Source organism: Pseudomonas sp. NFPP12, from assembly GCF_900103205.1.
Classification (GTDB): domain Bacteria; phylum Pseudomonadota; class Gammaproteobacteria; order Pseudomonadales; family Pseudomonadaceae; genus Aquipseudomonas; species Aquipseudomonas protegens.
Genome location: NZ_FMWW01000002.1, coordinates 325375 through 345495, shown reverse-complemented (window position 1 = coordinate 345495; position 20121 = coordinate 325375). Strand labels below are relative to the sequence as shown.

The following is a 20121-nucleotide window of genomic DNA, read 5'->3' as shown; positions in this document are numbered from 1 at the left end:
GGGGGCTGATCTTGGCAAATTGCGCCAGGGCGGCCGTCGCCTGAAATGCCTGAAGCCGGGCTGCGACCAAGGCACTGGTTGCCGCGATCCGGGCAATCTTGAATAATCGCCCAACTGAGAATCACTTGCAGAAGTCAATGACTCCCGTATCTGTTGAGCCGCCACGTATTCTGACCATTGAAGATGACCCGGTGCTGGGTGCCTATGTGTGCGAGCAACTGGAGCATTGTGGCTTTGCCGTGACCTGGTGCCAGAACGGCCCGGAAGGGCTGGGCATTGCCCGGCGCCGACCTTTCGATGTGGTGCTGCTGGATATCCTGTTGCCCGGAATGGATGGCCTGGAAGTGCTCACGCACTTTCGCCAGAGCCATTCCACGCCGGTGCTGCTGATGTCCGCCCTGGGAGCGGAAGCCGACCGAATCAGCGGTTTCCGCCTGGGGGCCGACGATTACCTGCCCAAGCCATTCAGCATGGCCGAGCTGCGTGTGCGCATCGAGGCCATCCTGCGCCGGGTCGCCCTGGACCGGCGACCGATGCCGCCGGTACCCGTCAGCCTGGCCCAGAGCCTGCGCTTCGACGATGAGCGCAGCGACGTGTTCTTTGCCGAGCAATGGGCCGGCCTGACCCGCAGTGAATACCGCCTGCTGGATACCTTGCACCGCAATGGCGACGAGGTGTTGAGCAAGGCCTTCCTTTATCAGCATGTACTGCAACGCGGTTATGCGGCCCACGACCGCAGCCTGGACATGCATGTCAGCCAGATCCGCCGCAAGCTCAAGGCGCTGGGCTACAGCGAGCGTGAGCTGCGAACCGTGTGGGGCAAGGGTTATGTGCTGAGTGCCTTAGATGAACTGGTCTGATCTGCCGGGGCGGCATTCGCTGTTCTGGAAGCTGGCGTGCCTGTTGGTAGCTTTCTGCCTGTTGATGATCTGGCTGAGCTGGTCCTGGGGGCGTTATGTGGAGCAGAAGAACCTCTACCTCTCCGATGAGGCCAGAGCCACCTTGGGCAGCTACGCCCGCGAGGCCGAGCAGGCCTGGAAGGGCGGCCAGAGTGCCGGTGTCGATGCCTGGATCAAGCAGATCGCCAGCCGCGAGAAAACCTGGATCGGCGTGATTGGCAGTGACCTGCAATCCCTGAGCAGCTACCCGTTGACGCCGGCGGAGGCCCAGCGCCTGACGTTCCTGCGCGGTGCCGACTGGCCGGTGAGCCGGCACGCCCGGGGCCTGCCGTGGCTGAAAGTACCCTTTCCCGAGGATCCGTCCCTGGGCAGCCTGGTGATCGAGTTGCCGCAACGTTTCATGCCGGGGCGCTACCGGGTGTTCTGGCAGGTGATTACCAATGGGGTGATTCCCGGGCTGTTCACCTTGTTGCTGTGTGTCGGCCTGTATCGCTTGCTGGTGGTGCCGCTGAACCAGTTGCGCGAGCAGGCCAACGCCTGGCGGGCGGAGCAGTTGAACGTGCGGCTGTCCAGTGAAACCACCCAGCGTCGGGACGAGCTGGGCGAACTGGGACGGGCGTTCGATCAGATGTCCGAACGTCTGCAGAGTACCGTGGCGGTGCAGCAGCAGTTGTTGCGGGACCTGTCCCACGAGTTGCGCACCCCCCTGAGCCGCCTGCGCGTGGCCTGCGATGGCGAGCGTGATCTTGCCGCGCTGCGCGAACGCTTGGCGCGGGAGGTCGACGGCATGCAGCGCCTGGTGGAGGACAGCCTGCAACTGGCCTGGCTGGACACCGAGCGTGCGCCACTGCCGCAAGAGCAGATCCAGGTCCAGGCGTTGTGGGAGATGCTCAGCGAAAATGCCTGCTTCGAGAGTGGCTGGTCCGCGCAGCAGCTGCGTTGCGAGCTGGAGGCCGATTGCTGGGTTCGCGGGCACCTCAATACCCTGGCCCAGGCCCTGGAAAACATCCTGCGCAACGCTATTCGGCATTCGCCGGTCGGAGCACGGGTCAGCCTCGGAGGCCAGCGCGAGGGCAAGTACTGGCACCTGTGGCTGGATGACGAAGGGCCGGGGGTGGCTGAAGAGGATCTGGAAAGGATCTTCGCTCCCTTCACTCGTCTGGATGGGTCACGGCCGGGGGATGGCGGTTTCGGCCTGGGCCTGAGCATCGCCCGCAATGCCGTAGGGCGTCAGGGTGGGCAGTTGTGGGCGCAAAACCTGGCCCAGGGCTTGCGCATCCACGTGCGCCTGCTGGCGGCCTGAGGCTTGCCCTGGGCTGCCTTATTCCAATAAGCCATAAGGCTCGCACTTTGCGTGATATGGCGCTCGGTCGTTTGCCGGTATGATAGGCGCCCCCGCAGTCTGGATTGCGAATACGCCATGACCTTGCAGTACCCAACCATCGCCGATTGCGTCGGCAACACCCCCCTGGTCCGCCTGCAGCGCCTGCCCGGCGCCACCAGCAATACCCTGCTGCTAAAGCTCGAGGGCAACAACCCGGCGGGTTCGGTCAAGGACCGTCCGGCACTGTCGATGATCACCCGCGCCGAGTTGCGCGGGCAGATCCAGGCCGGCGATACCCTGATCGAAGCGACCTCGGGCAATACCGGCATCGCCCTGGCCATGGCTGCAGCGATCAAGGGCTACAAGATGATCCTGATCATGCCCGACAACTCCAGCGCCGAGCGCAAGGCGGCCATGACCGCCTACGGCGCCGAGCTGATTCTGGTCAGCCAGGAAGAAGGCATGGAAGGCGCCCGCGATCTGGCCGAGCGAATGCAGGCCGAAGGCCGCGGCAAGGTGCTCGACCAGTTCGCCAACGGCGACAACCCTGAGGCCCACTACAGCGGCACCGGCCCGGAAATCTGGCGCCAGACCCAGGGCAGCATTACCCACTTCATCAGCTCGATGGGCACCACCGGCACCATCATGGGCACCTCGCGTTACCTGAAGGAGCAGAACCCGGCGGTGCAGATCGTCGGTCTGCAGCCGATGGAAGGCTCGGCCATTCCCGGCATTCGCCGCTGGCCCGAGCAATACCTGCCGAAGATCTACCAGGCCAGTCGGGTCGACCGGATCGTCGACATGGCCCAGAGCGAGGCCGAAGACGTGACTCGGCGCCTGGCCCGTGAAGAAGGGATCTTCTGTGGCGTCTCTTCCGGCGGTGCGGTGGCAGCGATGCTGCGCCTGTCCCGGGAAGTGGAAAACGCGGTCATGGTCGCGATCATCTGCGACCGTGGCGATCGTTACCTGTCGACCGGCATTTTCGATGCGCCCAACTGATGGCTAAGCACGATAGAGGCCTGCGCTTCCAGCCGGCGGGCGGTAGCCGGGCGCCGCAGATTCCAGTGGGCAAGAAACAGCGTTTGACGATTCAGCGTCTGGCCAACGACGGCCGTGGCATTGCCTTTGTCGAAGGGCGTACCTGGTTTGTCAGCGGTGCCCTGGCCGGTGAAGAAGTCGAAGCTCGGGTGTTGGGCAGCCACGGCAAAGTGGTGGAGGCCCGTGCCGAGCGCATCTTCAACGCCAGTGATCTGCGTCGCCCGGCGGCCTGTGCCCATGCCGGGCGTTGCGGCGGTTGCAGTGTCCAGCACTTGCCCCATGACGAACAGCTTGCCCTGAAACAGCGCATGCTCGCCGAGCAGTTGTCCAAGGTCGCGGGTGTCGAGCCCGAGGCCTGGGCCGCCCCCTTGAGCGGTCCCGAGTTCGGCTATCGGCGCCGTGCCCGGGTGGCGGTGCGCTGGGACGCCAAGGTCAAGCAACTTGAGGTGGGTTTTCGCGCTGCCGGTAGCCAGGACATTGTCGCCATCGACGATTGCCCGGTGCTGGTACAGGCCTTGCAACCTGTCATGAACCGTTTGCCCGCCATGCTGCGACGCTTGAGCAAGCCTCAGGCATTGGGGCATGTGGAGTTGTTCAGCGGTTCGGCCCTGGCGGTGCTGTTGCGCCACATGGCGCCGTTGTCCGACAGCGACCTGACGATCCTCAAGGACTTTTGCGATTTCCATCAGGCGCAATTGTGGCTGCACGGTGAAGGAGAGCCGCAACCCTTTGATCCATCGCAGGCTCTGGGCTACCGCCTGGAGACCTGGGACCTGCACCTGGCGTATCGGCCGGGTGACTTCGTCCAGGTCAATGCGGGGGTCAATGAAGCGATGGTCGCCCAGGCCCTGGAGTGGCTGGCGCCGCAAGCTGATGAGCGGGTGCTGGACCTGTTTTGCGGCCTGGGCAACTTTGCCTTGCCGTTGGCCCGACAGGTGCGGGAAGTGGTGGCGGTAGAGGGCGTAGCGACCATGGTGGCGCGCGCCGCGGAGAATGCCGCCAGCAACAATTTGCATAACACGCGCTTTTTTCAAGCCGATTTATCCCAGCCTTTGAGTGCTGCCGAGTGGGCCGATGCAGGCTTTTCTGCGGTACTCTTGGACCCACCTCGCGACGGTGCTTTCGAGGTGGTCCGCCAGCTGGCGACCCTCGGCGCCAAGCGGTTGGTCTATGTGTCATGCAACCCGGCAACTTTGGCCCGTGACACGGTCGAATTGATCAGGCAGGGCTATCGGTTAAAACGTGCCGGGATTCTCGATATGTTTCCTCAGACGGCGCATGTCGAGGCCATGGCGTTATTCGAAGCGAGCTAGGATGGCTTGTCTAATCCGACTGGTCTTTCGGGAGTGGCGCGCTGGCCCTGCGAGCCGCACCCGAGCGTTGAAGGTCAGCGATTTGACGCATTGAATGTGCGTCGTAGGGAAGGTAAAGCAAGATGGTACAGGTGAGAGCGCACCAGCCGATCAACACCGACGGCAGTATCAATCTCGAGGCATGGCTCGATCATACGGTCAGCGTCGACATGGCACTGGACCGTGAAGCCTTGAAAGAAGCCTGCGAGTTCGCCCGCGAGGCGGAACTGCAGCACATAGCAACGAAGAATCTCAGCCCCGAGGACGTGTCGAGTTTCAGCACGGGCCTGGAGATCGCCGAGATCCTCGCCGATCTCAAGCTGGATCAGGACTCCCTGGTTGCCGCGGTGCTCTACCGGGGTGTCCGCGAGGGCCAGATCCAGTTGCCGGCGGTCAGCCAGCGGTTTGGTCCGGTGGTCACCAAGCTGATCGATGGCGTGCTGCGCATGGCGGCCATTACCGCCAGCCTCAGCCCCCGCCAGTCCCTGGTGCTGGGCACCCAGGCCCAGGTGGAAAACCTGCGCAAGATGCTGGTGGCCATGGTGGATGACGTGCGGGTTGCACTGATCAAGCTGGCCGAGCGTACCTGTGCGATTCGAGCGGTAAAAAGCGCCGACGAAGAGAAGCGCAACCGGGTTGCCCGGGAAGTCTTCGACATCTACGCACCCCTGGCTCACCGCCTGGGTATCGGGCATATCAAGTGGGAGCTGGAAGACCTGTCCTTCCGTTACCTGGAGCCCGAGCAGTACAAGCAGATCGCCAAGCTGCTGCATGAGCGGCGCCTGGATCGCGAGCGTTTCATCAGCGACGTGATGAACCAGCTGCAGAACGAACTCAAGGCCACCGGGGTCAACGCCGACATCAGTGGGCGGGCCAAGCACATCTATTCCATCTGGCGCAAAATGCAGCGCAAGGGCCTGGAGTTCAGCCAGATCTACGACGTGCGTGCGGTGCGGGTGCTGGTGCCGGAAATGCGCGATTGCTACACCGCGCTGGGCATCGTGCATACCCTGTGGCGGCACATCCCCAAAGAGTTCGACGACTACATCGCCAACCCCAAGGAGAACGGCTACCGCTCGTTGCACACGGCGGTGATCGGCCCTGAGGGCAAGGTGCTGGAAGTGCAGATCCGTACCCACGCCATGCACGAAGAGGCGGAGCTGGGGGTTTGCGCGCACTGGAAGTACAAGGGCACCGACGTCAAGTCCGGCTCCAACCATTACGAAGAGAAAATCTCCTGGTTGCGCCAGGTGCTCGAATGGCATGAGGAACTGGGGGATATCGGCGGTCTGGCCGAACAGCTGCGGGTGGATATCGAACCGGACCGGGTGTACATCTTCACCCCCGACGGTCACGCCATCGATCTGCCCAAGGGCGCCACGCCGCTGGATTTCGCCTACCGGGTGCACACCGAGATCGGCCACAACTGCCGGGGCGCGAAGATCAACGGGCGCATCGTACCGCTCAACTACAGCCTGCAGACCGGCGAGCAGGTGGAGATCATCACCAGCAAGCACGGCACGCCGAGCCGCGACTGGCTGAACCCGAACCTGGGCTATGTCACTACGTCCCGGGCGCGGGCGAAGATCGTCCACTGGTTCAAGCTCCAGGCCCGCGATCAGAACGTCGCCGCCGGCAAGACCCTGCTGGAACGCGAACTGAGCCGACTCGGCCTGCCACAGGTGGATTTCGACAAGCTGGCCGAGAAGGCCAACATGAAGATCGCCGAGGACATGTTCGCCGCCCTGGGCGCGGGCGACCTGCGCCTGGCGCAACTGGTCAACCTGGCCCAGCAACTGGTGGAGCCGGAGCGGGGCAACGAGCAACTGGAGTTGATTCCGCGCAAGGCTGCCGGCTACAAGCCGGGCAAGCGTGGCGACATCCAGATCCAGGGCGTGGGCAACCTGATGACCCAGATGGCCGGCTGCTGCCAGCCATTGCCGGGGGATGCGATCGTCGGCTACATCACCCAGGGCCGCGGCGTGAGCATTCACCGCCAGGACTGCGCCTCGGTGCTGCAACTGGCCGGGCGCGAGCCGGAGCGGATCATCCAGGTCAGCTGGGGGCCGGTGCCGGTGCTGACCTATCCGGTGGATATCATCATCCGCGCCTACGACCGTTCCGGCCTGCTGCGTGATGTGTCCCAGGTGCTGCTCAACGAGCGGATCAACGTGCTGGCGGTCAACACCCGCTCGAATAAGGAGGACAACACCGCGTTGATGTCCCTGACTATCGAGATCCCGGGGCTGGACGCGTTGGGTCGCCTGTTGGGGCGGATTTCCCAGTTGCCTAACATCATCGAGACCCGGCGCAACCGGACCCCCTGATGCCAGTATGAAATGGATGAGCTGATGTACAGCCTTGAAGACCTGCTCCACCTCATGGCGCGCCTGCGCGACCCTCAGTACGGCTGCCCGTGGGACATCAAGCAGAACTACGCCAGCATCGTCCCCCACACCCTGGAAGAGGCCTATGAAGTGGCCGACGCCATCGAGCGCGGCGACTTCGACCACTTGCAGGGCGAGCTGGGGGACCTGCTGTTCCAGGTGGTGTACTACAGCCAGCTGGCCCGGGAGGAGGGGCGTTTCGAGTTCGACGCGGTGGTGGACGGCATCACGCGCAAGCTGATCCGCCGGCATCCCCATGTATTTCCCACCGGGGACCTGTACGCGCCGCTGGACATCCCGCGGCTCGATGAAGACCAGGTCAAGGAGCGTTGGGAGCAGATCAAGGCCGAGGAGCGCGCGGAGAAGTCCGAGGCTCCCCAGCAGTTGTCCCTGCTCGATGATGTGCCGGTGGCCTTGCCGGCCTTGTCCCGCGCCGCCAAGTTGCAAAAGCGTGCGGCCCAGGTCGGTTTCGACTGGCCCGAAGCCCTGCCGGTGGTGGACAAGGTTCGTGAAGAACTGGATGAAGTGCTGGAAGCCATGGCCGACAACGATGCGGCGGCGATCACCGATGAAATCGGCGACTTGCTGTTTGTCGTGGTCAACCTGGCCCGGCACCTCAAGGTCGACCCGGAAACCGCCCTGCGCGGTGCCAACGCCAAGTTCGACCGACGCTTCCGATTTATCGAGCAGGCATTGCGCGACACTGCCCGTCCCATGGAAGATTGCACCCTCGAAGAGTTGGATGCCCTGTGGGGCGAAGCCAAACGTCAGGAAAAGAATTTGCCCAGCTGTGGCTGAGGCCGTTGCCTAAGTGAGTAAGCACCATGAGCCTTTCCCTTCGCGACCAGTTGCTCAAAGCAGGGCTGGTCAACCAAAAGCAGGCCAAGCAGGTCAGCAAAGACAAACAGAAGCAGCAGCGCCTGGCCCACAAAGGCCAGATCGAACTCGATGACTCCCAGCAGCGTGCGGCCCAGGAAGCCATGGCCGAGAAGGTCAAGCGCGACCAGGAGCTCAACCGTCAGCAGCAGGAAAAGGCCGAGCAGAAAGCCCGTGCGGCGCAGGTCAAGCAGTTGATCGAAGTGTCGCGGCTGCCCAAGCTGAACACCGAGGACTACTACAACTTCGTCGACGACAAGAAGGTCAAGCGCCTGTCGGTGAATACCCTTATGCGCAACAAGCTGAGCAGCGGCTCCCTGGCCATCGTCCACCATGGCGGCGGCTACGAGGTGATTCCGCGGGAAGCCGCGCTGAAGATCCAGGAGCGCGACCCGCGCCGTATCGTGCAGCTCAATACGCCTACCGAAGCGCCGGATGAAGATGATCCGTACGCGGCCTACCAGATCCCCGACGATCTGATGTGGTAAGCCTTGAATAACGACAAACCCCGCTCATGGCGGGGTTTGTCGTTTGTGGGGGAGGCCGTTGATCCGCGTGGAGATCCCGGCACTCCGGCACTGAGGTCGAGTCAGGAGCTCTGGGGCGCGCGGTTCTGCTCGAGTTTTTCCAATTCAGCCTTGTAGCTGTGGGCGTCGCTCTCGGAGTGGAACATGCCCACCAGCATGTCTTGTTGATGTACATCCCATATCCGTACACCCGCGGCTACGCCTTCATGGGACATATGTGAATCGTCGCGTTCAGTTACTTTTACAGTCATCTGCTAGCTCCAATCTCTGTTGATCTGCAGCAAGGCGTGTGCAGGACTCTGTTATATATTTTGTTAGCTTGCTAAGTAAATTGCCTGACGCTGCAACAAACCTTTGCAGAATCGAAGAGAATCCTGCAGCCCGCGTAAACCGTGACATTTCGCCGCAGGGCGTACCGCTTCATGACAAAAGTTTCATCTTCGAGGGCTTGTGCCGGGGCTTGCTGCGCGGGCGAGGAGCCAAATCCCGGGCAAAAAAAAGCCCCGCTTTCGCGAGGCTTCGAGACTGCTGCGGCTCAGCTGCCTTTGACCGTCTTGCCGTCAACGGTGCCGTTGAGGAGCATGATGTTGTACTCCTTGCCGTCGGTTTCTACTTGTTGCAGACGCACCAGCAGGTAATCCCAGTCCTTGGCGAACCACATCACGGTGATGCGTTTACTCTGTGTCGGGTCGCGAACGCGCTCGACCTTGATCGCATCGATCTGGCCAGCCTTGGTGTCAACCTTCTCCGAGCCCAGGACACGGAAGTCATAGGTGTCGACTTCACCGCCGTCGACCACTTGATAGCTCATGGTCTTCTTGCCGGCTGCCACATCGTGCTGCAGGGCCAACTGGTAGGTGGACTTATCCACCATGCCGGTGTTCAGCGGCAGCTTGACCGCATCACCACGGTCGGTGCCGGTGACCATCTTGGCTTTCCAGTCGAAATCCAGGTCGGCTTTCTTGGCTTTGCCCAGACCACCACGCTCGAAGCGATAGGACTGGGGCACCAGGGTGTCCTTGTCCAGGGTCAGGGTGCTTTCCTCGCTCAGGCTGGCGATCATCATCGATGCCTTGAAGCTGAGTTTCCACGCACCATTGGCGGTTTTTTCCAGGCTGCGTTCAGCAGTGCCGCTCATGGGCAGTTGCTTCCAGTCGGCGGTGTAGCTGGCGGAGAACGGGTGAAGGTCTGCCGCCTGCACAGCCGGCAGGGCGAACAGAGCGCAAGCGAAGAGCAGGGCGCGACGCATAAAATCTCCTAGGTTCGAATCAAATAGCCGCTGGCGGCCAGTATTTGACCATCCAGTAAAGCACCCTGACCGCCGAGCGTCAGCCGACCTTCGGCAAACCAGCGTACGGCCATGGGGTAAATCCGGTGTTCCTGGACGTGCACTCGCTGCGCCAGGCTCTGCGGCGAGTCGTGCAACTCTACCGGGATCACAGCCTGTACGACCAGAGGGCCGCCATCGAGTTCCTCGGTGACGAAGTGCACACTGCAGCCATGCTCCGTATCTCCGGCCTCCAGCGCCCGCTGATGAGTGTGTAACCCTTTGTATTTCGGGAGCAGCGAGGGGTGGATATTCAGCAGCCGGCCCTCGTAGTGGCGGACGAATCCGGCGCTGAGAATACGCATGAATCCGGCCAGGACCACCAGTTTGGGTTGGAAGGTATCGATCAGCTCGATCAGCCCCTGATCGAAGGCCTCCCGGCCTTCGAAGGCGGTGTGATCGAGGAAGCGGGTAGCGATACCCGCGTCCTTGGCACGCTGCAGGCCATAGGCGTCAGCGCGGTTGGAGATCACGGCGGCGATGCGCACCGGGCTGTCGCCGGTGTGCACGCTGTCGATCAAGGCTTGCAGGTTACTGCCGGTGCCGGATAACAGCACCACAACATCACAGGTCGGCGACATCCGCTCTTGCATCAGTGAGCCTTGAGGTTCTTCAGCTCGACCTGGGCCGCGCCTTCGGCTGCGGTGGCGATCTGGCCGATGACCCATGGCTGCTCGCCCGCCTCGCGCAGGACCTTCAGGGCGTTCTCGACCTGATCCTGGGCCACGCAGATGACCATGCCCACGCCGCAGTTCAGCACGCGGTGCATTTCGTGCTCGTCGACGTTGCCTTTTTCCTGCAGCCAGTCGAAGACCGCCGGGCGCTGCCAGCTCGCCACGTCGACTACGGCCTGGGCGCCTTTTGGCAGCACGCGCGGGATGTTGTCCAGCAGGCCGCCACCGGTGATGTGGGCCATGGCCTTGACCGCGCCGGTGTCCTTGATCAGCTTCAGCAGTGGCTTGACGTAGATGCGGGTCGGCGCCATCAGCAGGTCGGTCAGTGGTTTGCCGTCCAGCTGGATGCTTTCGATGTCGGCGCCGGAGACTTCGATGATCTTGCGGATCAGCGAGTAGCCGTTGGAGTGCGGGCCGGAGGAGGGCAGGGCCAGCAGGGCATCGCCGGCGGCAACTTTCGAGCCGTCGATGATCTCGGCCTTTTCCACCACGCCTACGCAGAAGCCGGCCAGGTCGTAGTCTTCGCCTTCGTACATGCCGGGCATTTCAGCGGTTTCACCGCCCACCAGGGAGCAGCCGGACAGCTCGCAGCCAGCGCCGATGCCGGTTACCACTTGGGCTGCGGTATCGACGTTGAGCTTGCCGGTGGCGTAGTAGTCGAGGAAGAACAGCGGTTCGGCGCCGCAGACCACCAGGTCGTTGACGCACATGGCCACCAGATCGATGCCGATGCTGTCGTGCTTGTTCAGGTTCAGGGCCAGGCGCAGCTTGGTGCCGACGCCGTCAGTGCCGGAGACCAGCACCGGTTGCTTGTAGCCGGCCGGGATTTCGCAGAGGGCGCCGAAACCGCCCAGGCCGCCCATGACTTCCGGGCGCGCAGTGCGCTTGGCGACGCTCTTGATGCGTTCGACCAATGCTTCACCGGCGTCGATGTCTACACCGGCGTCTTTGTAGCTCAGGGAGGGTTGCTTGCTCATGATCCAGGCCTTTAGGGGGGATTCAGGGGTATCGACCGAATCAGTGAGACTGCCGGAAACACAGGAAAAGTGTTTCAGGGTGCCCAGCTGATGCCGGTCTGCGAAGGCGCGCGATTTTATCAGGCTTGAGGGGCAGCGGCCATCCTCGGGCCGACGGGGAGAGGCATATCCTGTTAAAAAAACCGCGATTGGCCGTGTTGGTGCTCCTGCCCATGCCTGTATAAGGTATAGCGCTCAAGTGGCTATCGTTATGACAGCGCGAAAACTATCGAGCGCCGGGTGAATGTTTTGCCCAGGCTTGTGGTCACAGCCTTGCTCGCCGCGGTTCAAGTGCGCTGTTTCAATCGTTTTCTGTCGTCGGGAATCTTCCATGCGTCTGGGTAAATTTCTGTTTGTGGGCTGTTTGTCATTGGTCAGCCTGGCGAGTCATGCCGAAACCCTCAATGGCCTGTATCAAGTGCGTGAGCCTGTGAGCAGCCAGTCGCCCGAAGAGCGCGACCAGGCCACGCAACGGGCCCTGGAAACCCTGGTGCTGCGCCTCACTGGCGACGCCAAGGCCGCCCAGGGGCCAGGGCTGGCGGCGATCCGCAAGGACCCGCAGCAGATCATCAGTCAGTACGGCTACGACGCCGGCCCGCCGGAAAGCCTGCAGGTGGATTTCGATCCGGTCACCACCGATCGCGCCCTGCGTCAGGCCGGGCTATCGCTCTGGGGCAACAACCGGCCGTCGATCATCGGCTGGTGGCTGAGTGATTCCACCGAAGGCTCGAGCCTGGTGGGTGATGGCCAGGCCAGCGCGGCGCCCTTGCGGCGTGCGGCTCAACATCGTGGCTTGCCCCTGCGCCTGCCGCTGGGGGATCTGAACGAGCAGATCGTCGCCACGGCGCCGAATCTTGAAGGTTCCGATCCGGCGCCGCTGCGTGAAGCCTCCGAGCGTTACGGTGCTGATGCGTTGCTGGCGGTACATGCCCGGGAAGAAGGTGGCCAATGGCAAGCCAAGTGGCGGCTGTGGCTGGGCGATCAGAAGGAGCAGGGCACTGTCCAGGGCGCCGATACCGCGGCCCTGGCCGATGGGGTGTTGCTGGCGGTGAGCCAGCGTCTGGCGCCCCGTTTCGTCACTCGTCCTGGTGCTTCCAGTGAGCAGTTGCTGGAAGTGCAGGGCATGACTCTGGAGCATTACGCGGCCCTTGGGCACTTGCTGGAGCCTTTTGGTGCGCAGTTGCAGAGCGTTGACGGTGATCGGATCGTCTATCGCGTCAACGGCAGTGCGGAGCAACTGCGGGCGCAACTGTCGCTGGCCAAGCTGCAAGAGATTCCGGCGAGTGAAGCGCCTGCGCCGCAAGCTCCTGCACAAGGCGCTGAAGGGGCCGCCCCGGTGGCGCCGCAGGCCCAACTGCGTTTTCGTTGGTAGCAGGTTGTTTCCTTCTATATAGAAGCTGGAGAGGTATATGGCTGATACGCGTCGTTGGGTCTGGTTGGGTGTCGTGCTCCTGGCCTGCGGGTTCGTCTACCTGCTGCACCCGATCCTCAGTCCGTTCCTGGTAGCGCTGTTGCTGGCCTACCTGTTCGATCCGCTGGTGGACCGGCTGGAGCAATGGGGGTTGTCGCGGACCTGGGGCGTGGTGGCGGTATTCGCCCTGTTCACCCTGATCGTCATGACCCTGCTGCTGGTGCTGGTGCCCATGCTGGCCAAGCAGTTGGTGCGGCTCTATGAACTGGCGCCGCAGATGCTCGATTGGGTCCAGCACAGCGCCATGCCCTGGGTGCAGTCCAAGCTCGGTCTGGCGGACGGCTTCTGGAAGTTCGACAAGGTCAAGGCGGCCATCAGCGAGCACATGGGCCAGACCACCGATATCGTCGGCGTGGTGCTGAGCCAGGCAACGGCTTCGGGCCTGGCGCTGATCGGCTGGCTGGCCAATCTGGTGCTGATCCCGGTGGTCAGCTTCTATCTGCTGCGGGACTGGGACTTGATGATGGCCAAGATCCGCAGCCTGTTGCCACGCAGCCGCGAAGAGCAGGTGGTGTCTCTGGCCGGGGAGTGCCATGAAGTGCTGGGGGCCTTTGTTCGCGGGCAATTGCTGGTGATGCTGGCTCTCGGGGTGATCTACGCCGCGGGCCTGATGCTGGTGGGGCTGGAGCTGGGGCTGTTGATCGGTCTGATTGCCGGTCTGGCGGCAATCGTGCCGTATATGGGCTTTGTCATCGGCATTGGCGCGGCGCTGATTGCCGGGCTGTTCCAGTTCGGTGGCGACCTGTATCCGATGATCGGCATTGTCGCGGTATTCATGGTGGGGCAAGCCCTTGAGGGCATGGTGCTGACGCCGTTGCTGGTGGGCGATCGCATCGGCCTGCACCCGGTGGCGGTGATCTTTGCCATTCTTGCCGGCGGCGAACTGTTCGGTTTTACCGGGGTGCTGCTGGCGCTGCCGGTGGCGGCGGTGATCATGGTGCTGGTGCGTCATGTGCATGATCTGTACAAGGATTCGGATCTCTACAGCGGTGCTGAAGACCCCGAGTTGTAAAGGGGCGCGCGGGCCTTCGTGACGGTTGGCGGCGTTTGGCCGGCCGTCAGGGTAGCTGTCAAGGAACGCCCTTCGATTGGGTTTGGCTGTCGCAAACCTTTGATTTTGCTTGTGGTCTGCTGCATTGTGCGCTCGGCGTCACGGGTATAAACTTTGCAAACTTTACACAGAGGCCACTAACGGTTCGTTTGGAACTGTTCAGTCAGCATGAAACCGATTCAGCTGCCCCTAGGTGTGCGTCTGCGTGATGACGCCACCTTCATCAACTACTACCCAGGCGCCAATGCCGCAGCACTCGGCTACGTCGAGCGCCTCTGCGAAGCCGACGCCGGTTGGACCGAAAGCCTGATCTACCTCTGGGGCAAGGATGGCGTGGGCCGCACGCACTTGCTGCAGGCCGCGTGCCTGCGTTTCGAGCAGTTGGGGGAGCCGGCGGTGTATCTGCCGCTGGCGGAGCTTCTGGATCGCGGTATCGAGATTCTCGACAACCTGGAACAGTACGAGCTGGTCTGCCTGGATGACCTGCAGGCAGTGGCTGGCAAGGCGGATTGGGAAGAAGCGCTGTTTCATCTGTTCAACCGCTTGCGCGACAGTGGTCGGCGCCTGTTGATCGCGGCCTCGACCTCGCCTCGCGAGTTGCCGGTGAAGCTGGCGGATTTGAAGTCCCGCCTGACCCTGGCGCTGATCTTTCAGATGCGCCCGCTCTCCGACGAAGACAAATTGCGTGCCTTGCAGCTAAGGGCATCCCGCCGGGGGCTGCATCTGACCGACGAGGTCGGGCATTTCATCCTGACCCGCGGTACTCGCAGCATGAGTGCCCTGTTCGAGCTTCTCGAGCGCCTCGACCAGGCTTCGTTGCAGGCCCAGCGCAAGCTGACCATCCCTTTTCTGAAAGAGACCCTGGGCTGGTAACGACAAGGCTTCCAGGGCTTTCTGGAGCGACCTTCGGCATATTCCAGGCGCCAGAAAACGCACCTTTGGAAGGGGTTCCAGGGGTGGGCGGACTTAAAATGGGCTTAAAGCCTTAGATGTACGGAAGAAACTCATAAGTCACATTCTGATCGATTGAATTTGCAAATGAGGGCGATAGAAGGCATAGTCGCGTCTTCTTTTATTTCAAGCCACGGTCGTGCCCATGCTAAATCGCTTCGCACCCCTCGTGCCTCTCGCACTCGTCACCCTGTTGTTTGGTTGCGCCTCCCACACTCCGGTGTCCCAGCAGCAACCTGTCCAGCAGGCTCAAGTCTCCGTCAAAAACCAGTCTTCCGCTGTTTATCAGGAAGAGCTGGCAACTGAAAAGGAACTGGCAGAGTTCTCTGACAGCAAGCCTTACCAGTTGCCAGTTCTGGCTGACAGCATCCTCGAGCGCGGCATGTCCCTGATTGGTACCCGTTACCGTTTCGGCGGTACCTCGGAAGCCGGCTTCGATTGCAGCGGTTTCATCGGTTATCTGTTTCGTGAAGAGGCGGGCATGAACCTGCCGCGTTCCACTCGCGAAATGATCAACGTGAAAGCGCCTCTGGTAGCGCGCAACAATCTCAAGCCGGGTGATCTGCTGTTCTTCAGCACCAACGGCCGTGGGCGCGTCAGCCACGCAGGTATCTACCTGGGCGATGACCAGTTCATCCACTCCAGCAGCCGTCGCAGTGGCGGTGTGCGGGTCGACAGCCTGGGCGATAGCTACTGGAGCAAGACCTTCATCGAAGCCAAGCGCGCACTCGCCATGGCTCCAACCGTGGTCACTGCACGTAAATAAGCGGACTATTTGTAGGGCGAAGTTAAAGTCTTACTTGAAGTTTGGCGTGTAGGCGCTAGAATCCTGATCTATTGTTGAAACTAACCGCGTAAGCCTTGCTTACGCGGTTTTGTTTTCAGTGCCACGGCAGAGAAAGCCGCATCCCGATCAGGATTGTCCAGCTTATGTCGACCTCAGCCCGTTTCGCTCTCATTGCCCTCGCAGCGCTGCTCAGCGCCTGTGCCAGCCGTACCCCGCCGCCTGCGCCTGTGGTGCGTGCTCCGGTGTTCAACTCCTCCCAAACCTTCTCTCCGGTTGCCGAAGACGTGCTATTCCGCGCCCTTGGACTGGTGGGCACGCCTTATCGCTGGGGCGGCAACACCCCGGATTCCGGTTTCGACTGCAGTGGCCTGATCGGTTACGTCTACCGCGATGCGGCGGGTATTTCCCTGCCGCGTTCAACCCGGGAAATGATCGGCATGCAGGCGCCGGATGTGGGCAAGAACGCGCTGCAGACCGGCGACCTGATCTTCTTCGCCACCAATGGCGGCTCCCAGGTCAGCCATGCGGGCATCTACGTGGGTGAAGGGCGCTTCGTGCATGCGCCGGCCACTGGCGGCACGGTGAAGCTCGACAGCCTGTCCAAGGCCTATTGGCAGAAGGCCTACCTGAGCGCCAAGCGCGTCCTGCAGCCAGAACACCTGGCGCGCAATCCCTAATCTTCTCTGGTCGAGGTGCCTGTGACCGCTCGGACGCTGAACCTCGACGATGCTCTCTACCATTACCTGCTGGACGTTTCCCTGCGTGAAACGCCTCTGCTGCGTCGTCTGCGGGACGAAACCCAGGTATTGCCCACAGCCCGTTGGCAGGTGGCGCCCGAGCAGGGCCAATTCCTCGCATTGCTGGTGAAGTTGACCGGCGCCCGTCGCGTGCTGGAGGTCGGCACTTTCACCGGCTATAGCGCCCTGTGCATGGCCCAGGCGCTGCCTGAAGACGGTTCTCTGATCTGCTGCGACATTCCCGGGGACTACAACGCTACGGCCCTGCGCTACTGGCAGGAGGCGGGGGTGGGTCAGCGCATCGAACTGCGCCTGGCCCCGGCCCTGGATACCCTGGCCAGCCTGGAGCGAGCGGGGCAGCTTGGTTGTTTCGACCTGATCTTCATCGATGCCGACAAGGCCAACTACCCGGCCTACCTGGAGGCCGCGCTGGGCCTGTTGCGAGTTGGCGGGCTGCTGGTGTTCGACAACACCCTGTGGAGCGGGCGCGTGCTGGAGACCGATTCCCTGAGCGAGGATACCCGAGCCATCCAGGCGCTCAATCGCGCCTTGAAGGATGACTCGCGTATCGATCTGTCGCTGCTGCCGCTGGGAGATGGTCTGACGCTGTGCCGCAAGCGTTGAGCCTAGGGGGCTTTGGCGGCGGAGACTCGCCAGATCTTGTTGCCGACATCGTCGGCCACCAATAACCCGCCTTGCTGGTCGATCACCACTCCGACCGGGCGTCCCATGGCTTTCTCGTCGGCATTGAGAAAGCCGCTAAGCACATCGATCGGCGCTCCATTGGGCTTGCCGGCGCTGAATGGCACGAAAATCACCTTGTAGCCGCTATGGGGCTTGCGATTCCAGGAACCGTGCTGGCCGATGAAGGCGCCTTCGGTGAAGGGGGCGGGGAGCTTGCTGCCGTCGGCGAAGGTCAGCCCCAGCGACGCGGTGTGCGGGCCTACCGCGTAGTCCGGGGCGATGGCCTTGGCCACCAGGTCGAGGTTCTGCGGTTTGACCCGTACATCCACATGTTGCCCGTAGTAGCTGAAGGGCCAGCCATAGAACGCGCCATCCTTGACCGAGGTGATGTAGTCCGGCACCAGGTCGCTGCCGATTTCGTCCCGCTCGTTGACTGCGGTCCAGAGTGCGCCGCTGGCCGGCTCCCAGGCCAGGCCATTGGGGTTGCGCAGGCCGGTGGCGAACAGGCGGTGCTGGCCGCTTTCACGGTCCACCTCCCAGATCGCCGCCCGGCCTTGCTCCTTGTCCAGGCCGTTTTCGCCGACGTTGCTGTTGGAGCCCACGGTGACGTAGAGCTTGCTGCCGTCCTTGCTGGCGATGACGTTCTTGGTCCAGTGATGGTTGAGGGTGCCGCCGGGCAGGTCGACCACCTTGGTGGCGGCTGCGCTGATCTGGGTGTCGCCGCTCTGGTAGGGAAAGCGCAGTAGCTTGTCGGTATCGGCCACATACAGGTCATTGCCCACCAGGGTCATGCCAAAGGGCGAATTGAGGTTCTCCAGAAACACTGTGCGGGTCTCCGCCACGCCATCGTGATCCTGGTCCCTTAGCAGGGTGATGCGGTTGGCGCTGGGCACGGCCGCCCCGGCACGGCCCATGACCTTGCCGGCGATCCAGCCGCGAATGCCCTGGCTGTCATCCGGTTTGGGCGGGGCGTTGGTTTCCGCCACCAGCACATCGCCATTGGGCAGGACGTAGAGCCAGCGTGGATGGTCGAGGTTCTCGGCGAAAGCCTTGACCTGGGTGCCGGCCGCGGCCTGGGGTTTTGCGCCTTGCGGCCAGCCGATGGCGGGGGCGATGTTGACCGTGGGGATCAGCGTCGGGTTGGGTTCCGGCAGCTTGGGGTTGGGGCCGGTGCCGTCGGACACCTGCAGGCTGGAAGTTTCGCCGCAGGCGGCGAGGCCGGCGGCGATGGCGATCAGTAGGCTGTGCTGAAGCTTGAGCATGCGAATTTCCCTATGAGTGCACGGACGTCGTAGTCATAGAGAAGCATAGCCAGTCGATGGTTCCGCCTGATCAGCGGGCCTCCTTGAAGAGCACGGCGACGCCCGGGTGGTAGTGGCCGGCCTCGTTGTGCAGCTTGCGATACGCGTAGGGGAAGTACCAGGCCACGGCGCAGCAGTGCTCTTTCTGCAGTTCGTCGAGCATGTCCTGGAGCTCTTCCGGCGTAGCGCTGTGCTGGGATTTTTGTGGGGCAACGAACAGGCAACCCAGTCTCAGGTCGCTGGCGTAGCTGATCTTTTTTGCATCCTGGGCAACGTCCAGCAGTGCCTGGGTCAGGTTCAGGCTGTTGACCCTTGGCCAGCGCTGGGTGGCGTGGATGTAGGCGCGCTCTTCCTTGGTGGCCAGGTACAGGTCGGTGCGGGCGTTGCGCGCACCTTCTTCCTGCTGTTTCCTGCTGGGGCTGTGTTCCAGGCTGACCATCTCGGCCATCCAGGCCGACGCGCTGAGCAGCCCGAGATTGGCCTGCTCGTCGAACCAGTAGGGCGTTTCGTTATCGCCGCGAACCGCGTTGTAGCGATCGATGCAATCGAACCAGCGTTCCAGCATCGGGCGCAGGAATTCCAGCTTCGGATTGCTGATGATCATGCCTTGCATCGAACTCACCCCTTATTGTTGTGTGGTTGGCGCCTGGGGCGCTGAAAAGTGGCTATTTGATATCATTGCTCTGAGTGTGGCACAAGATTGGCGTCAGTTTATTGATGCAGTGCAGTTTTGTGCTGGGGGCGACGGCCGGCTTTAATTGACGCTCCACCCCCAACCCTCTAACCTTCGCGACTTGTTTCAGGTGCTCTGTGGCCCGTGGCCGACAGAGTGAAACAGGGAAGCCGGTCAGGGTCTGTTCCAGTGATGGAGCCGACGACGATTCCGGCGCTGCCCCCGCAACGGTAGATGAGTCAAGACTGCGCCTGACGCCACTGTGTCAATGACACGGGAAGGCGCGCAGTCCGGCAGCCATGCCGCTCATGAGCCCGGAGACCGGCCTGATCCATCCAACGGCATCACGGTGGGCGATGCCAGGCTAGCGCCGTCTGTTCCTTTTCCCTGCCCCCCGTTCCCCAGCCCCAACGGAGAGCTGCCCCATGAGTGAATCCCCCGATCGTGACGAGCGCCATCTGGCGCGCATGTTGCGCAAAAAAGCCGTGATCGATGAACGCATTGCCAACTCGCCCAACGAATGCGGCCTGCTGCTGGTATTGACCGGCAACGGCAAGGGCAAGAGCAGCTCGGCCTTCGGCATGCTGGCGCGGTCCATGGGCCACGGCATGCAGTGTGGCGTGGTGCAGTTCATCAAGGGGCGTAACAGCACCGGCGAAGAACTGTTCTTCCGGCGTTTCCCCGAGCAGGTGCGCTTTCACGTGATGGGCGAAGGCTTTACTTGGGAAACCCAGGATCGCCAGCGCGATATCGCTGCGGCTGAAGCCGCCTGGGCGGTTTCCAGGGAGTTGCTGAGCAACCCGGATATTGGCCTGGTGGTGCTCGACGAGCTGAACATTGCCCTCAAGCACGGCTACCTGGACCTGGATCAGGTGCTCAGTGACCTGCAGGCCCGTCCGCCCATGCAGCATGTGGTAGTGACCGGTCGCGGCGCCAAGCCGGAGATGATCGAGCTGGCCGATACCGTGACCGAGATGGGCATGGTCAAGCACGCCTTCCAGGCCGGGATCAAGGCGCAGAAAGGTGTCGAGCTGTGAGCGTGAATT

Annotated in this window: 20 protein-coding genes and 1 riboswitch; of the genes, 14 read left to right on the top strand and 6 right to left on the bottom strand. The window is 62.4% G+C overall.

Translation table 11 applies throughout. The annotated features are described in order from the left end of the window. Positions 1-137: 137 nt before the first annotated feature. The 7 genes from BLS75_RS09130 to BLS75_RS09100 all read left to right on the top strand — a co-directional run bounded on the left by BLS75_RS09130 (position 138) and on the right by BLS75_RS09100 (position 8364). Positions 138-860, top strand: a complete 723-nt coding sequence (locus tag BLS75_RS09130) for a response regulator transcription factor (RefSeq protein WP_072450694.1) — start codon at positions 138-140, stop codon at positions 858-860. Next, positions 847-2202 carry a sensor histidine kinase gene (locus BLS75_RS09125; protein ID WP_072450693.1) on the top strand — a complete coding sequence of 452 codons (1356 nt, stop codon included), beginning with the start codon at positions 847-849 and terminating at the stop codon, positions 2200-2202. Before BLS75_RS09130 ends, BLS75_RS09125 begins: the two co-directional genes overlap by 14 nt. 117 nt (positions 2203-2319) lie before the next feature. After that, positions 2320-3222 carry a cysteine synthase CysM gene (cysM, locus tag BLS75_RS09120; protein ID WP_011062711.1) on the top strand — a complete coding sequence of 301 codons (903 nt, stop codon included), beginning with the start codon at positions 2320-2322 and terminating at the stop codon, positions 3220-3222. After that, the gene (gene rlmD / locus BLS75_RS09115; protein ID WP_072450692.1) at positions 3222-4574 is read left to right on the top strand and encodes a 23S rRNA (uracil(1939)-C(5))-methyltransferase RlmD; all 1353 of its coding nucleotides are present in this window, start codon (positions 3222-3224) and stop codon (positions 4572-4574) included. Before cysM ends, rlmD begins: the two co-directional genes overlap by 1 nt. A gap of 122 nt (positions 4575-4696) precedes the next feature. Further along, a complete protein-coding gene (relA, locus tag BLS75_RS09110; protein WP_011062709.1) occupies positions 4697-6940 on the top strand; it encodes a GTP diphosphokinase in 2244 nt (747 codons plus the stop codon). Between the two features lie 24 nt (positions 6941-6964). Further along, complete coding sequence (gene mazG / locus BLS75_RS09105) at positions 6965-7798, top strand: nucleoside triphosphate pyrophosphohydrolase (RefSeq protein ID WP_011062708.1); 834 nt, start codon at positions 6965-6967, stop codon at positions 7796-7798. Between the two features lie 26 nt (positions 7799-7824). Further along, on the top strand, positions 7825-8364 hold the full coding sequence (locus BLS75_RS09100) for a DUF2058 domain-containing protein (protein ID WP_011062707.1): 540 nt from the start codon (positions 7825-7827) through the stop codon (positions 8362-8364). A gap of 101 nt (positions 8365-8465) precedes the next feature. Here the strand turns inward: BLS75_RS09100 and BLS75_RS09095 are convergent, their stop codons facing one another. From BLS75_RS09095 to purM, 4 genes are all read right to left on the bottom strand, one after another. Further along, positions 8466-8654: a hypothetical protein gene (locus BLS75_RS09095; RefSeq protein WP_011062706.1), complete on the bottom strand. Its 189-nt coding sequence runs from the start codon at positions 8652-8654 to the stop codon at positions 8466-8468. A 284-nt stretch (positions 8655-8938) separates the two neighbouring features. Further along, the gene (locus BLS75_RS09090) at positions 8939-9652 is read right to left on the bottom strand and encodes a DUF3108 domain-containing protein (protein ID WP_011062705.1); all 714 of its coding nucleotides are present in this window, start codon (positions 9650-9652) and stop codon (positions 8939-8941) included. Between the two features lie 8 nt (positions 9653-9660). Then, a complete protein-coding gene (gene purN / locus BLS75_RS09085) occupies positions 9661-10311 on the bottom strand; it encodes a phosphoribosylglycinamide formyltransferase (protein ID WP_072450691.1) in 651 nt (216 codons plus the stop codon). Between the two features lie 11 nt (positions 10312-10322). Beyond that, positions 10323-11381, bottom strand: a complete 1059-nt coding sequence (purM, locus tag BLS75_RS09080) for a phosphoribosylformylglycinamidine cyclo-ligase (protein ID WP_011062703.1) — start codon at positions 11379-11381, stop codon at positions 10323-10325. A gap of 370 nt (positions 11382-11751) precedes the next feature. On the opposite strand from purM, the gene BLS75_RS09075 reads away from it, so the two are divergent. The 6 genes from BLS75_RS09075 to BLS75_RS09050 all read left to right on the top strand — a co-directional run bounded on the left by BLS75_RS09075 (position 11752) and on the right by BLS75_RS09050 (position 17041). Beyond that, entirely contained in the window at positions 11752-12792 is a 1041-nt protein-coding gene (locus BLS75_RS09075; RefSeq protein WP_072450690.1) for a DUF2066 domain-containing protein, read from the top strand. A gap of 37 nt (positions 12793-12829) precedes the next feature. Beyond that, positions 12830-13903 carry an AI-2E family transporter gene (locus BLS75_RS09070; RefSeq protein ID WP_011062701.1) on the top strand — a complete coding sequence of 358 codons (1074 nt, stop codon included), beginning with the start codon at positions 12830-12832 and terminating at the stop codon, positions 13901-13903. A 207-nt stretch (positions 13904-14110) separates the two neighbouring features. Then, complete coding sequence (gene hda, locus BLS75_RS09065; RefSeq protein ID WP_007898944.1) at positions 14111-14815, top strand: DnaA regulatory inactivator Hda; 705 nt, start codon at positions 14111-14113, stop codon at positions 14813-14815. Positions 14816-15038: 223 nt separating this feature from the next. Continuing rightward, positions 15039-15659 (top strand): C40 family peptidase, encoded by a 621-nt coding sequence (locus BLS75_RS09060; RefSeq protein ID WP_015636644.1) that lies wholly within the window; start codon positions 15039-15041, stop codon positions 15657-15659. A gap of 164 nt (positions 15660-15823) precedes the next feature. Next, entirely contained in the window at positions 15824-16357 is a 534-nt protein-coding gene (locus BLS75_RS09055; protein ID WP_011062699.1) for a C40 family peptidase, read from the top strand. 21 nt (positions 16358-16378) lie between these two features. Continuing rightward, entirely contained in the window at positions 16379-17041 is a 663-nt protein-coding gene (locus BLS75_RS09050) for a class I SAM-dependent methyltransferase (RefSeq protein ID WP_072450689.1), read from the top strand. A gap of 2 nt (positions 17042-17043) precedes the next feature. Here the strand turns inward: BLS75_RS09050 and BLS75_RS09045 are convergent, their stop codons facing one another. Continuing rightward, positions 17044-18363, bottom strand: a complete 1320-nt coding sequence (locus tag BLS75_RS09045) for a PQQ-dependent sugar dehydrogenase (protein ID WP_072442785.1) — start codon at positions 18361-18363, stop codon at positions 17044-17046. A 70-nt stretch (positions 18364-18433) separates the two neighbouring features. Next, positions 18434-19015, bottom strand: a complete 582-nt coding sequence (locus BLS75_RS09040; RefSeq protein ID WP_072450688.1) for a hypothetical protein — start codon at positions 19013-19015, stop codon at positions 18434-18436. Between the two features lie 171 nt (positions 19016-19186). Next, positions 19187-19420: riboswitch (cobalamin riboswitch) on the top strand. An 80-nt stretch (positions 19421-19500) separates the two neighbouring features. On the opposite strand from BLS75_RS09040, the gene cobO reads away from it, so the two are divergent. Continuing rightward, the gene (gene cobO / locus BLS75_RS09035) at positions 19501-20112 is read left to right on the top strand and encodes a cob(I)yrinic acid a,c-diamide adenosyltransferase (RefSeq protein WP_015636640.1); all 612 of its coding nucleotides are present in this window, start codon (positions 19501-19503) and stop codon (positions 20110-20112) included. The last annotated feature ends 9 nt before the right edge of the window (positions 20113-20121 follow it).

Coding starts and splice junctions, on each gene's coding strand:
- BLS75_RS09130 (WP_072450694.1), top strand. CDS start 138: ATGACTCCCGTATCTGTTGAGCCGCCACGTATTCTGACCATTGAAGAT.
- BLS75_RS09125 (WP_072450693.1), top strand. CDS start 847: ATGAACTGGTCTGATCTGCCGGGGCGGCATTCGCTGTTCTGGAAGCTG.
- cysM (WP_011062711.1), top strand. CDS start 2,320: ATGACCTTGCAGTACCCAACCATCGCCGATTGCGTCGGCAACACCCCC.
- rlmD (WP_072450692.1), top strand. CDS start 3,222: ATGGCTAAGCACGATAGAGGCCTGCGCTTCCAGCCGGCGGGCGGTAGC.
- relA (WP_011062709.1), top strand. CDS start 4,697: ATGGTACAGGTGAGAGCGCACCAGCCGATCAACACCGACGGCAGTATC.
- mazG (WP_011062708.1), top strand. CDS start 6,965: ATGTACAGCCTTGAAGACCTGCTCCACCTCATGGCGCGCCTGCGCGAC.
- BLS75_RS09100 (WP_011062707.1), top strand. CDS start 7,825: ATGAGCCTTTCCCTTCGCGACCAGTTGCTCAAAGCAGGGCTGGTCAAC.
- BLS75_RS09095 (WP_011062706.1), bottom strand. CDS start 8,654: ATGACTGTAAAAGTAACTGAACGCGACGATTCACATATGTCCCATGAA.
- BLS75_RS09090 (WP_011062705.1), bottom strand. CDS start 9,652: ATGCGTCGCGCCCTGCTCTTCGCTTGCGCTCTGTTCGCCCTGCCGGCT.
- purN (WP_072450691.1), bottom strand. CDS start 10,311: ATGTCGCCGACCTGTGATGTTGTGGTGCTGTTATCCGGCACCGGCAGT.
- purM (WP_011062703.1), bottom strand. CDS start 11,381: ATGAGCAAGCAACCCTCCCTGAGCTACAAAGACGCCGGTGTAGACATC.
- BLS75_RS09075 (WP_072450690.1), top strand. CDS start 11,752: ATGCGTCTGGGTAAATTTCTGTTTGTGGGCTGTTTGTCATTGGTCAGC.
- BLS75_RS09070 (WP_011062701.1), top strand. CDS start 12,830: ATGGCTGATACGCGTCGTTGGGTCTGGTTGGGTGTCGTGCTCCTGGCC.
- hda (WP_007898944.1), top strand. CDS start 14,111: ATGAAACCGATTCAGCTGCCCCTAGGTGTGCGTCTGCGTGATGACGCC.
- BLS75_RS09060 (WP_015636644.1), top strand. CDS start 15,039: ATGCTAAATCGCTTCGCACCCCTCGTGCCTCTCGCACTCGTCACCCTG.
- BLS75_RS09055 (WP_011062699.1), top strand. CDS start 15,824: ATGTCGACCTCAGCCCGTTTCGCTCTCATTGCCCTCGCAGCGCTGCTC.
- BLS75_RS09045 (WP_072442785.1), bottom strand. CDS start 18,363: ATGCTCAAGCTTCAGCACAGCCTACTGATCGCCATCGCCGCCGGCCTC.
- BLS75_RS09040 (WP_072450688.1), bottom strand. CDS start 19,015: ATGCAAGGCATGATCATCAGCAATCCGAAGCTGGAATTCCTGCGCCCG.
- cobO (WP_015636640.1), top strand. CDS start 19,501: ATGAGTGAATCCCCCGATCGTGACGAGCGCCATCTGGCGCGCATGTTG.